8 protein-coding genes are annotated in these 12,759 nt (G+C 70.7%); 1 reads left to right on the top strand and 7 read right to left on the bottom strand.

Features of this window, described 5'->3' with window-relative positions; all coding sequences use genetic code 11:
• Positions 1-5: 5 nt before the first annotated feature.
• The 7 genes from OHB24_RS31100 to OHB24_RS31070 form a co-directional block, all read right to left on the bottom strand.
• Complete coding sequence (locus OHB24_RS31100; protein WP_327634421.1) at positions 6-224, bottom strand: hypothetical protein; 219 nt, start codon at positions 222-224, stop codon at positions 6-8.
• A 100-nt stretch (positions 225-324) separates the two neighbouring features.
• Positions 325-1,245: a type II secretion system F family protein gene (locus OHB24_RS31095; RefSeq protein ID WP_327634420.1), complete on the bottom strand. Its 921-nt coding sequence runs from the start codon at positions 1,243-1,245 to the stop codon at positions 325-327.
• Entirely contained in the window at positions 1,242-2,147 is a 906-nt protein-coding gene (locus OHB24_RS31090; protein WP_327634419.1) for a type II secretion system F family protein, read from the bottom strand. The genes OHB24_RS31095 and OHB24_RS31090 overlap by 4 nt, the downstream gene beginning before the upstream one ends.
• Before the next feature lie 4 nt (positions 2,148-2,151).
• Positions 2,152-3,462 (bottom strand): CpaF family protein, encoded by a 1,311-nt coding sequence (locus OHB24_RS31085; RefSeq protein ID WP_327634418.1) that lies wholly within the window; start codon positions 3,460-3,462, stop codon positions 2,152-2,154.
• Complete coding sequence (locus tag OHB24_RS31080; protein WP_327634417.1) at positions 3,459-4,265, bottom strand: hypothetical protein; 807 nt, start codon at positions 4,263-4,265, stop codon at positions 3,459-3,461. The genes OHB24_RS31085 and OHB24_RS31080 overlap by 4 nt, the downstream gene beginning before the upstream one ends.
• Complete coding sequence (locus OHB24_RS31075) at positions 4,265-4,999, bottom strand: hypothetical protein (protein ID WP_327634416.1); 735 nt, start codon at positions 4,997-4,999, stop codon at positions 4,265-4,267. The genes OHB24_RS31080 and OHB24_RS31075 overlap by 1 nt, the downstream gene beginning before the upstream one ends.
• A 51-nt stretch (positions 5,000-5,050) precedes the next feature.
• Positions 5,051-5,512, bottom strand: coding sequence for a hypothetical protein (locus tag OHB24_RS31070; RefSeq protein WP_327634415.1), 462 nt, complete (start codon positions 5,510-5,512; stop codon positions 5,051-5,053).
• A gap of 146 nt (positions 5,513-5,658) precedes the next feature.
• On the opposite strand from OHB24_RS31070, the gene OHB24_RS31065 reads away from it, so the two are divergent.
• Complete coding sequence (locus OHB24_RS31065) at positions 5,659-12,756, top strand: hypothetical protein (protein ID WP_327634414.1); 7,098 nt, start codon at positions 5,659-5,661, stop codon at positions 12,754-12,756.
• The last annotated feature ends 3 nt before the right edge of the window (positions 12,757-12,759 follow it).

Raw genomic sequence — 12,759 nt, 5'->3', positions numbered from 1 at the left:
GTCCGTCAGCCCTTGTCGATATCGGCGGTGTGCTTGGTGATGACGCGCTTCACCACGACGCCGATCGCCAGCGCGGCGACAACCAGGATCCCCGAGATGATCGCCCACTCGAGTGCGGACGCGCCCAGCTCGGTGTTCCCCTGCTTTGCGCGGGCCCGCTGGGCCTGCGCCCGCGCCACCGCGTAGCCGGTCATGGCCCGCCAGAACATCAACTCCGAGGTCATCCACATACCTTCCAGATCATGAGGCCGAAACAGGCCTCAGTATGCCGTGTTCGACGGACGACTCCGCCCAACGGATCCCTTGCCCTCATCACGGTTCTGCCTAACTTCCGAGGATGGCCACACCGGCCGGAAAGGCCAGGAACAGGAAGAAGGCCGCGATCATGACCAGCTGCGCGACCAGCATGGACTGGGAACGCTCACCCGCCTTGCCTTCCACGTCCGCGAGTTCCTTGCGCCGCAGCGACGCCGCCCGGGCGAGCAGCGACGAGCGGATCTTCGCGCCCTCGTCACCGGCGAGCGCGAGCGCCGAGGCCATGTCCCGCAGTTCCTCGACGCCCAGGTCCTCGCCGAGCAGGGCCATCGCGTCCCACGGCGTGATGCCGATCAACCGCGCGTTCGCCAGCGCCTGCCGGATCCGGGCCATCGCCCAGTGCTCGCCGATCGTCGACGCCGTCATCAGCGCCTCCGGCAGACCACGGCCGCCCGCGAGGTTCATCGCGACCAGGTCCAGGAAGCTGCCGACCACGTGCCGGAAGTCCCGCCGCCGCTTCTCAGCCTCCTGACGCAGGGCCAGGTCGGGCAGGAAGAACGCCAGCGCCATGAAGGCCAGGGTGACGATCGCCGGGGCCGCCCCGGGCGCCGTGATGCCGATCGCCGAGAACAGGAACAGCACGATCGGGATGAAGACCATCGCACCGAGCGCGAAGAACGCCTTGGTGGCGAGCATCGCGGCGAACGGCCGGTTCATCACCGCGAGGTCGCGGCGGAGCTTGCCGAACGCCCAGCCGCGCGAGTTCGCCTCCGCCTCGAGCCGGCGGCCGAGGGTCTCCCGGGCCCGGTCCACCCCGCCCAGCACCCGCTCGCCGGCGGCGCTGGCGGTGGCACCGCCCGTGTAGCCGCCACGCCCCGCGTCGATCCGTGCGATCGTGGACAGCACGTTGGCCCGCGGCTTGATGAACATCCGGACCAGCACGTACACGCCGAGTCCGGCGATGCCGCCGGTAATGAAGGCCCAGGTCATCCGCTCACCGTCTCCATCCGATCGTCGCCCGACCGGGGCAGCCGGTGGTCGTCGGCGATGCCGATCAGGAACCGGTCCGGCACCTCGATCTTCGCCAGCCGCCGCAGCCACAGCAGCCCGAGCGCGTAGAGCCCGATCACCACGGCCAGCACGACCTGGCCGACGAAGCTCGTGTACGGCGCCATGTACGCCGAGTTGAACAGCACCAGACCGGCCGCCATGATCAGCGTGATCGCGACCACCACCTGGACGCTGCGCCGGGTCGAACGACGTTCCGCCGCGACCTTCCGGCGTACGTCGAGTTCCTCGCGGGCCGAGTCGGCCAGCGCACTGAGCACCTCGCGCAGACCGGGACCGCGCAGCCGGGCGTTCAGCACCAGGGCGGCGACGATCAGGTCGGCGGACGGGTCGTCCAGGTCGTCGGCGAACCGCATCAGGGCCGACGGCAACGGTTCGCGGATCCGGAGCCGGTCGACCAGCAGGTTCAGGCTGGGTTTGATCGCGGGCGCCGCGTTCACCGCGGTGGCCGGGATCGCCTGCTCCAGGCCGACCGCGCCGGCGATCGTGTCGCGCAGCGCCTCGGTCCAGGTGGCCAGCGCGTCCAGTCGGTCGATCGCCCGGCGTTCCTCACCGGTGCCGCCGAAGAAACGGTCGGCCATCGCCGCGAGCAGGCCGAGGGCGACCGCGAGCACCAGCCAGCGGGTCACCACCAGCACGATCAGGCCGACCGCGAAGGCCGCGCCCAGCCGGATGATGTTCTTGCGGGCCTCGACGCTGCGGTTGCGGAACAGCGACGGGGTCTCGTCCTTCGGCTCGGTGCCGCGGATCGCGACGATCAGCAGCATCACCGCGCCGCCGACCAACGCCCCGCACAGCAGCGCTCCCAGAGTCCGGTCGTTCATCGCGTCACGCCCACGTTCCGTGCACGAGCGGCTGGTACCCGAAGTGCTCGAGCTCGTCCATGCACGCGATCGGCGCGTGCGCCGCGGCGTGGCCGTCCGGTCCCGGTGCGAACACCTCGCCGGACAGCACCCGGCCGTCCCATCCGGTGACCTCCCGGATGCTCTCGACGTACCGGCTGAGGCCGCCGCCGCGGGAGTAGTCGTTGTGCTTGCGGACGAACACGACGAAGTCGAGCGCGCCGGAGATCAGCATCTGGGTGGCCTCCATCGGCAACCGCTCGCGGGCCTGGATCGCATACGTGCTGATCCGGTTGAACACCTCCATCGAGCTGTTCGAGTGGATCGTCGACAGCGAGCCGTCGTTACCCTGGCTCATCGCGTTCAGCATCGTGACGATCTCGTCGCCGAGCACCTCACCGACGATCACCCGGCTCGGGTTCATGCGCAGCGAACGCCGGACCAGGTCGGCCATGCTGACCTCGCCGACGCCTTCGGAGTTCGGCAGCCGTTCCTCGAACGCGACCACGTTCGGGTGCAGGTCCTTGAACTCGCCGAGGCCGAGCTCGAGCGAGCGCTCGACGGTGATCAGCCGCTCGTGCGGCTGGATCTCGTTGGCCAGTGCCCGCAGCAGCGTCGTCTTCCCGGAGTTCGTGGCGCCGGCGATCATGACGTTCTTCCGCGCCGCGACCGCGGCCCGCAGGAACGAGCCGACGTCGTCGGTGATGGTTCCGTTGGCCACCAGGTCCTTGAGGAACACCTTGCCGAGACGGGCACGCCGGATCGACACCGCGGGACGGGACGTCACGCCCATCACCGCGGACAGCCGGGACCCGTCGGGCAGCCGCAGGTCCAGCTGCGGGTTGGCCGAGTCGAACGGGCGGCTGGTGAGGCCGGCGTGCGCCGCCAGCACCTGGATCAGCTCGATCAGTTCCTCGTCGCTCTCGGCAACCGGGCCCGGGGTCTCCTCGCGACCGTCGCCGTACTGCACGAAGACCTGGTCGCAGCCGTTGATGTCGATGTTCTCGACCTCGGCGTCGTCGATCAGCGGCTGCAGCCGGCCGACACCGAACAGCGCGGAGTGGATCGCGCCGGCGATCTGCGCGTCGTCGTCCGGCGTCGGCGGCGTCCGGCCGTCGGCCAGCTCGTACCGCGCGTGATCTTCGAGCACCTGCACGATCAGCGACCGTGCGTACTCCCGCTCGTCCTCCGCGCTCATCGGAGGTACGCCGTTCACCTGGTCGCGACGCCGCTGCTCGTTCAGCCGCTCGGCGACCTGCACCCGCAGCTTCCGGACCAGCTCCTGATCCGCGCTCATCGATAGTCACCCGGCGGTGGCGGGAACGCTGCGTTGGCCATGTCGAAGTCCTGCGGCGGCGGAGCGGCGACCAAGGACGCCATCTCCGCGGTGATGACGCTGGCGGACCGGATCAGCTGGGTCTTGTCGAGACGGCCGTGGCCACGCCCGTCGAAGAACGCTGCGCCGATCGGGTCGTAGGCCAGGTGCCAGCGGTGCCGGACCGGCAGGGACATGGCATCCAGCACGGACCAGACCTGCTTCACGCCGTCCCGCTGCTTCGGGTCGGCCACGACGACCACGCCGAGCTGTGCGTCGACGTGGTGCACCAGCGTCGACAGCCGCTCCCGCAGGTGCGCCACCGACGAGCCGGTCGCCGAACACACCAGTACGACGAGGCGCGCGGACTGGATGACCGGAAGCTGCGGCGACGACGCGCCGATCCGCCCGCAGTCGGCCAGTACGTCGCCGTGCTGCATCTGGTTGAACGTGATGCCGAGCGGATGCCACAGACCGCCCATGCCGCCGACCTGCTCCGGCGAGCGCACACCGAGCAGCACGTCGAGACCGCCGTCGAGCTGCTGGCTGTGCGCGAGGATGACCTCGTCCCCCAGCCCCTTCCGGCTCGCGGCCGCCAGGCTGACCAGGCCGCGGTCGGAGTTGAGACCCGCTCCGCCCGGTCCGGTCATCCGGATCGCCACGTCACTGCCCGCCGGGTCGCACTCGGCCAGCAGCACCTGCCGCGGCCAGAGCGCGCCGAAGACCAGACTTGCCGTGGTCACCCCGGGCGAGCCCTTCGCGCTCGCCAGCGCCACCAGCGCCATCAGTTGGCCCCGTTGCGTGCGACGTCCGGCTTCGTGCCCGGAGCCAGCTTCACCAGCACCAGCGTCTTGGCCGCGGCGGCCGCCGCAACCGTCGTGATGTCGTCGGCCGGGATCAGGATCGTCACGTTGAGCGAGCTGTTCGCGCTCGTCTTGCTGTCGGTGATCGCACCCGCGGTGGAGGTCACCTCGGCCGCGCTGACCAACGGCACGGCGGCACCCTCCGCGTTGGCCGAGGGCACACGGATGACCTTGACGATGTCGCCGACCTCGAGGCCGTCCGACGGCGCGCGCCCGGCCTCCAGGCTGACACCGGCCAGGGCGCCACCGGCCGGGATCGGCTGCTCGCCTTCCTGCGTGAGGCTCTCAGGCGTGACGAACTGGTCCTTGTACAGCCAGGTTTTCGTGTAGCGGCCGATGTACTTCTCCGCTTCAGACCACGGAATCAGGCCACCGGTGGCGCCGGCCAGGTCACCCCGGGAGAGGTCCTTCGCCTCGAGCTTGCTGCCCGGTGGCAGCGAATCGACCGAGATCGCCACGAAGTCGGAGCGGTTGCCGCTGTTCAGCGCGATCAGCGCCGATCCGGCGGCGCCGAGCAGGATCAGGATGACCGCGAGCGCGGCCAGGGCAGGACGGCGTTCCCGGCCGCTCGGGAGGCGGGTCGAACCGCCACCCGTCGATCGGCCCGCTGCCCGGGCGCCTTGGGAAGAGTTACGCGTGGAGGACGAGAGACTCACCCGCATACCGTAATGGCAGCGAGGTGCCATTCGTGCCAGGAGGCCATGCCGTTACCGCGCCGCGACCCGCTCGAGCTCGGCAGGCTTGAGCAACTGGTTGAACGTTTCCGGTCCGCCGTACAACTGGTCTAGATAGGCAAACATCGCGCGCAGGCACAGGCCGACCTGTCGCTCCCAGCCGGGCCGTCCCTCCAGCCAGATCACAAGCTCCCGCCCTTCGGCCAGCGTGACAGCGGCGTTCACCGGCTGCACCAGCCGGTCCGTGTCGGGGTCCGGTTCGATCTTCGGGCCGCGTACCTCCTGGACGGCGGCGGCCAGGGCCGCCCGCTCGGCGCCGGCGCGGAAGTAGTCGAATCCGTGCTCGCCGTGCAGCCGGTCGAGGTACTCGCAGAGTGCGAGGAACAGCTCGATGCCGTCGTACTCCCGGCCGTCCCCGGCGTGGTGCCGTAACTGGGCGACTGTGCTGCGAGCCTCGGGGATGTTCCACTCGGAGTCACCGAACTTCTCCCACATGCACTTGATCCTAGGTGGGTCGCTGGGCGTAAATCGTTAACGGTTCGGGTGAATCGAGTTGCTGGCAAGTAACCGATTGTTTGCTAAATTCCGGACCAGAGGGTCCGGGTGACAACTGGTGATCACCCGGGCACTTAACGGGAGGGGTGGTTCGGCTGACTACAACGACGTTGTCCGCCACGGATCCGACGGCTCGCGCTCGCTGGGCGGTCGGAAACGCGCTCGGGATTCTGCACCCCTCGGCGGTGCCGCTGCGTGACGGCCGGGTCCGGCTGACCACGCGCGACGACGTGCTCGCAGCGCGGGTGATGCGCGCGATCGAGGAGCTGCTCGACCGCCGGGCCGCAGACCGCGTCGGCGACGACCGGCTGCTGGCAGAGGCCGTCAGCGTGATCGGGACCGAAGTGGCCCGGGCGCGCGGTGAGTTGCCCGCGCGCGGTGCGGTCGATGCCCTCGACCGGTACCTCCGGGTGCCGGGGCTCGACGAGTCCCGCCGTACCGAGGCCGACGCCATGCTCCGGGTCGCCCTCAGCGGCGCGGCGCCGGACGACCAGGACGCGGCCGCTCGCCTCAGGCGGCTGACAACGCCGCAGAACGCCGTCGCGACCTCGGCACTCGTGTCCGCCTCGGCCGCTATCAACCGCGATGCGGAGCTCCTCGGCGTGGGTACGCCGCCTGCACCGCGGCGCGCCGGCCGCCGCCGCGCACAGGTCGGCAGCAGGCACCGGAGCGCGGAAGGACGCCGGCTCTGGACCTCGCAGATCCGCGGCACCGGGCTGACGGTCGGCGCGCGTCCGCGCTCGCAGGGACCGCTGACCGACCTGCACGCGCTGAACCTGCTCGCCTCGATGGACCGCCGGGCCCTGGACGCCGCGGTGACCGACCGTCCGGCTGTCGACCCCGACGCGCCGCAGGCCCTTCTGCAGATGACGGGCTCCGCCGTACCGCAGCAGCTCCGGGTCGAGATCGGCGACACCACACTGGGCGCGATGGGGCAGGGCATCATCCGGGCCGGTACGGCGAACGACCCGCACGTACTGCGGATTCCGCCCGGGCTCAGCGACGAACAGGTCCGCTTCGTCTGGACGCACCAGCTGACTCTGATGTCGCAGGAGATCGCCGCCGCGGAGGCCGGCCGGTCCCGCGGTGTCTTCGGCAAGTTGAGGTCCGTCTTCGGCCATGAGCGCCGCGACCGGCGGCTGCACGCGGACCACGCCGCGTTCCAGAGCCTGCTCGTGGACTGGCACGAGGCGCGCGCCGAGACGCTCGCGAACGGCCATCCGAGCGGGCCGCGCAGCGTCGCCGATCTCGAACGCGATCTGGAGGGCCTGGCCCGGACCATCCGCCGGCACGGCGGTTCCGAGCCCGCACTCCCCTGGACCGCCGGGGCGGTCGCAAACCCCGAGGCAACCGCCGCAGGCCGGGCCGCCGCGCGCGCCGAGGCCGAGGCGAAGCCGGCCCGGAACACGCCGGCTCACCTGCGCGGTCAGGTCGTCACCCAGATCGAGACGCTCCAGGCCGCGGTCAAGGATCTCGACAAGAAGGCGGAGAACAAGCGGAGCAGCTCCCGGGACGCGACCAAGGAGGCCAACAAGGCCGACAAGGACGCCGGCGCCGAGGACCTGCAGCGCGACCGCGGCGCCCCCGAGCGGGCGCGCAAGCTGCGCGTCACGGCCCGGACCGCGCGGAACAGGTCCGGCCGGCACACCGAGATCGCCGGTGCCTACGAGCAGGCCGCCGCCGACGCGCGGCAGGCCCTGGCCGGCTACCAGACGCTCCTCACCGAGATCGACGCGGACGGCTCGCAGAGCGGGATCGCCGATCTGGCCGCCGCCGCGCAGCAGCAGGTGGCGGTGTACGAACGCAGCCTCGGCCAGGCGATGCCGGTCAAGGACCTGCTGATGACCGGTGCGCCGGAAGGCGACCAGCTCAACCTGCCGATCGCCGACATCAACCGGGTCCTGGCCGCGAACAAGTTCAGCGAACAACTGCCGACCCGCGGCCCGCTCCCGGTGCCCGCGGCGGAGTACCGGCGGCTGCTGTCCCGCGACGGCATGGTGTTCACCGTCGACAACGACGCGAACACCGACGTCTCCTCGCTGCGCCAGGTGCGGCTGCGGCTGATCCCGGACGACCTCACCGAGCGCGACGACATCGACTTCACAATGGCCGAGCTGCAGTCGGGCACGCTCGGCGAGGGCGGCACCACCGTCGCCACGACGGACACCCACTCGACGAACGTCAACGTCGGCGTGAACGTCGGGGCGATCCTGGCCCTGGCCGCACCCGGTACGCCGGTCCACGCCGCCGCGCAGCTCGTCGCGCCGAAGGTCGAGGTGGCGCGCGGCCGCTCGCTCGCGGAGAGCAGCGGGGCCACGGCGCACCACCAGTCCGGTTGGGTCGACGACAACCGCGGCGAGTCGATCCTCTACGAGTGGTCCGGCAAGTGGCAGATCGAGGTACGGGCCTCCCCCACCGAGCCCTGGTCGGCGGTCGAGACGGTCGACGCCGGCCGCCAGCAGACCTGGGTCCCCAGCGCCTACACGGTGAAGCCGCCCGCCGAGACGGTCTCGCTGGCAGAGATCGGTCACGGGCAGGAGGTCACCGGCGAGTTCCCGCGGCACGCGGTCACCAGCATCACCGGACTGCACGACGTCACGGATCGCCTGGTCCGGAGGGCACAGCAGCAGTACGACGACCTGGACCGGGTCTCGTACAACCACATCGCCGGCCTGATGATCAACGACTCGCACCGCCTGCTGCGCGAGTTCAGTCAGCCCGGCGGAGTCACCCGGCGGATCCCCACCGGCGGCGAGACGGAGTACGACCTCACCTGGGAGGTCGAGCCGATCTGGGCCGACGCCCAACTGGTCGGTGAGTCCAGCTCGGAGATGTGGCAGGAAGAGGTCCTCGTCGACTTCGCCGGCGTCAACGCGAGCCAGACCTACACGGCGTCGGTCACCGGCACGGGGTCGGTCGCGTTCCCGGGCAAGCCCTCCGACCTGAGCCCGGTGCGCGCGGCGGCCGTGCTCAACAACGTCGGCGGTTCCGGCGTGAACGTGTCGCCGAACGCGTCGGCCGGACGCAACGTGTCCCGGGCGGGCGGCCAGAGCGTCAGCATGACCACGATCACCCCGGCCGTGCACCGCAACCAAGGCCCGACGCAGGGCGTGCTGGTCGGTATGAGGGTGCGCGCCACGCTGCGCAAGGTCGGCGACTCCACGGCCGCGCCCATCGTCGAGACCGGCGACTGCCGCGCGATGTTGCGGGTCGCGGAGAACGACCTGCTGCGCGCGGGCGGCCGCGCCGACAAGGACGCCGTACTGCGGGAAGACGACGGCACCGTCAAGGTGGACAAGCAGGGCCACGTGCTGCTGCGGGGCGACGCCGAGCCGTCGACCGTGCCGCAGACGCTGCCGCCGTGGATGGGCCGCGGCGAGAACCAACTGCGCGGCGTCGGCAAGGCCCTGCCGCAGAACCTCAAGGGCGCCGAGCAAGCGCAGCGCCAGGCGCTGGAGCAGTTGGCCAAGATGGGCCTGGTAGCGCGGCCCGGGCAGCCGGCCACCGCTCAGCAGGAAGCCAACCGCGAGCGGATCAAGCAGCACATCAGCGCGCCGCGGATCGAGGCCGGCATCAACCAGGCCTGTCAGGGCGGCCTGGTCGTGATGCTCGAGGACACCGGCTTCGCGGGTACGCCGCGCTGGCGGCCGTTCCGGCTGTCGGTCACGCAGGACTACGACGAGGCGACCAAGGAGTTCGAGGCCACCGGCGCCGGGACGAGTACGAACGAGAACGTCGTCCTGCTCGGCATCAGCTCGGAGGCCACCGGCCGGACGTCGAGCCGGTCCCGGGGGGTGCCGCTGTCCGCCGGGGTCGGCGCATCCAACCCTCCGCCGGAAGGCATCCGCGGCTGGATGGGCAAGATCGGCGTGAAGTTCAGCCGGAACGCGCTCGGCCGCACGTTCAGCTACACCGCGGGACGGCGCGTCAACCGCGTCACCCTGAGCGAGAGCACCGAGCCGCTCGACCGGCTCGAGCAGGACGTGCGGATCACGTTCGCCGAGATGACCGACGACGGCGACGCCGAGCCGATCGCCGACGTTTGGGGCAGCCTCGAGGTCGCGTACGACAGCTCGATGACCCGTGCCGACGCTCCGGTGTACGAGACGGATCCGAAGCCGCCTCATCACCGCGCGGTCGAGCAGGCGTTCCCGGTCGCGGTCGATGCCGGCAACCCAGCCGACTTGCTGTGCAAGGAGATCAAGGCGATCCGGTCGGACTCGACCGCTCTGCCCGCGCTGCACGAGGCGCTGTCGCCGACCAGCCTGGTCGCGAACCGCGAGTGGATGAACGGTAGCTACCCGCTGCCGTTCACGGTGGTCCGTGCCCCGGGCAGTCCGGCGCACGCGCTCGAGGACGGCACGATCCTGCCGCAGGAGTACGAGATCGTGATCCGCGGCGAGGCGGTCAGCCTCACGCATGTCGCGATGAGCCAAGAGAACTCCGTCGACATCAACTACACGATGACCGACGTCGGCTCGACGTCCGGTACGTCGGCATCCGGCGGCGTCACCGGGGAGGCCGGGGGCGGTCTGGTCGAGGCCGGCGGCTCCGCCCGCTCCGGAAACCTCTCGGTCGGACGCATCGGCGGCCAGTCGCAGTCCACCACGACCAGCGAGACGTCCGGCGACGAGCGGCTGCTGGTCAACCCGGGCACGCACCACGAGTTCATCGAGCGCCACAAGATGACCGCGGACATCGTCCACAACGGTCAGGTGATCAAGTCCGTACCGCTGCCGGACGCACTGGCCCAGAAGGCGATGGCCGAGCGGCGAGCGCTGGAGCTGTACAGCTCCGGCGAGCTCGACCTGCCGCTCTGGGTGGTGTCCGACGCCGCCGAGCGGTACCTGAACGACAAGCTGCCGGTCAGTCACAAGGTCGCGGGCGGCTTCTTGCGTCGTTACCAGCGGGAGAAGGCCGGCGTCACCACTGGGCTGGCCGCCGAGCACACGACCGAGAGTCTGACGGCGAAGCTGCAGGCGAACACCCGGGCCCCCGGCGGGCAGACCTCGAACGCCGCCGCGGAATTCGAGACGACGGCCGACCAGGTCGAGGCGATGGCTGCGCAGGGCCGCGTCATGAGCACCTCCGAGGCGTACGACGAGAGCCAGGGAGCGGCCAAGATCGAGTCGCTCACCGTCGAGAGGGCCGAAGGCGCCGAGGAGGACGAAAGCCCCCAGCAGGTCGACCTGCGGACCCTGGTCGAACCGCAGGTGGACGCACTCGCTCCCGGGCTGCGGGACGCCAGCCGCGTGCTCCAGAGAGCCCTGGACATCGACCTGAAGCCGGGGAACTTCCACGGCCACCTCGAGGACATGCTCGGCGCGGACGGCTTCGAGGTTCCGATCGAGGTGCCGATCCAGGGACAGGAACGACCCGACGTCCTGTTCGTCCAGGTGCGCGCCCGGTACGAGGGCGAACGGATCATCGAAGGCGTACCGACCACCCCCGAAGGCGAACCCGACATCCCGAAGGAGGAGGTCGGCAGCGTCGACCAGAACTACGACAACAACCAGCTCGACCGGTCGGCCGCCCACACCGTGACGGTCTCCGTCGGTGTCGACGGCAAGGGTCCCACTGCTCTCGGCGACGGCTCTGCCGGGGTTGCGACGGACCAGACCACGTCCAACACGGCCGGCAGCGGCGAGATGAACACCACGATCGACCGATTGGGCCATTTCGACCTGGACAAGACGCATCAGAAGATCGTGTTCACGACCCAGGTCGTCAGGCTTCGCAACGCCGGCGCGGCCGCGATGGCCAGTGCCCGCTGGAAGCTCGGCCGGATCGACCCGGCCGACGTCACGAGCGTGTCCGAACCTCGCGAACTCCGCGCGGACATCGTCCAGTGGATCCCCCACGGCGATCTGATGGACGGCCCGCGGATCGAGGCGCAGCCGGAGCTGGAGGAACACGCCGAGCACCGCCCGATCCAGCTCCCCGAAGGCGCCGTACCGATCCGGGCCGCGCTGCACGCGAAGGGCGCCGCCCGGCGCAACGAACTGGTCGAGAACCTGACCGCGCACCTTGAGCAGCCGGGCGTCCTCGGCCGGCGGGGTACGGCGGAGTACCGGCATCTGATCAGGTCGAACCTCAAGCCGAGCGCGCTGAAGGCCAAGGCCGGCCGGCTGCTCGGCGAAGGCATCGCGCTGCAGCCGATGGCGCAGCCCGGCAACGGGCGGACGACGGTCAGCGTCGCGATCAACGCGACCGCGGTGGGCTGGGAGCTGCACGGACCGTCGCTCGAGGGTCAGGCGGGCCGGGTCTGGCGCCGGCAGGAGGTGTACCGCTCGTCGAGCAGCAGCAACCGGCTGACCCCGGTGACCGCGTCCGGCGGCATCGATGGCGGTCTGGTGTCGGTCAGCGGCTCGATCGGCGAGCAGGTCAAGGAGCAGTCGTCCGACGCCAACGGCACCCGGCTGGAGACCAGCCGGTTCCTCGAGGGCCAGATGGTCACGGTCCGGATCCCGGTGGTGTACGACGCCACTGTCCGGACGACCACCGACAACGGCCGCGGCGAGCCGGTCGTGAAGAAGTCCGTCAACCTGCCGGACCTGGCCCGCGGCGAGATGTTCGTCCGGATGCTCCGGCACCAGTACCTCGACGGACTCCGGCAGATGGAGACCGGCGCGTCGCTCGACGCCGTACTGGCGAACGCGCGGCTGCAGGCGGTGCCGGCTGAACTCGGGCCGCCGGACATCACGGCGACCGAGTACGGGCAGGGCAAGTCGGGCGCGGTCTTCCAGCCGTACCGGCCGCTGCTGAACGCGCTCGAGCGCGCGAAGGCCGAGCGCAAGCCCGTCGTCTTGCTGGTCCAGGAGGCCGACGGCACCGAGCGGAAGTACCAGGCTCTGCCGAACGGAACCATGCTCGGCGACCGCGACGGCGGTTTCGCGTCGGCGTTCGCGACTCTGCATCCGAACCTGGCGCTGATGGCCGAGGGCCGGGTCGACCTGCGGGAGCTGTACAACACGTCGTCACCGGACGGCAGCTTCAGCGCGAAGGTGGCCGGCGAGCTGGAGAAGGCGAACGTGCCGCGCGACGTGCTCAAGGCTCTCGACTACACGACGGCCGCGCGGACGCTGCCGACTGCGTCCAACCAGGGAGCGCGCACCTCGCCGGGCGGCGCCTCCGGACGGACGATTGCACCAACCGGCCACGGGCCGTCGCTGTCCGGGCCGTGAGCC

Origin of the sequence: Kribbella sp. NBC_00482, assembly GCF_036013725.1 — a bacterium.
GTDB lineage: Bacteria > Actinomycetota > Actinomycetes > Propionibacteriales > Kribbellaceae > Kribbella.
The sequence above is the reverse complement of the archived record's forward strand: the minus strand, read 5'-3'. Positions and strand labels throughout refer to the sequence as shown.

Excerpts from the sequence above, each read along its gene's own strand:
- OHB24_RS31080 (WP_327634417.1), bottom strand. The coding sequence starts at position 4,265 with ATGGCGCTGGTGGCGCTGGCGAGCGCGAAGGGCTCGCCCGGGGTGACC.
- OHB24_RS31085 (WP_327634418.1), bottom strand. The coding sequence starts at position 3,462 with ATGAGCGCGGATCAGGAGCTGGTCCGGAAGCTGCGGGTGCAGGTCGCC.
- OHB24_RS31090 (WP_327634419.1), bottom strand. The coding sequence starts at position 2,147 with ATGAACGACCGGACTCTGGGAGCGCTGCTGTGCGGGGCGTTGGTCGGC.
- OHB24_RS31095 (WP_327634420.1), bottom strand. The coding sequence starts at position 1,245 with ATGACCTGGGCCTTCATTACCGGCGGCATCGCCGGACTCGGCGTGTAC.
- OHB24_RS31100 (WP_327634421.1), bottom strand. The coding sequence starts at position 224 with ATGACCTCGGAGTTGATGTTCTGGCGGGCCATGACCGGCTACGCGGTG.
- OHB24_RS31070 (WP_327634415.1), bottom strand. The coding sequence starts at position 5,512 with ATGTGGGAGAAGTTCGGTGACTCCGAGTGGAACATCCCCGAGGCTCGC.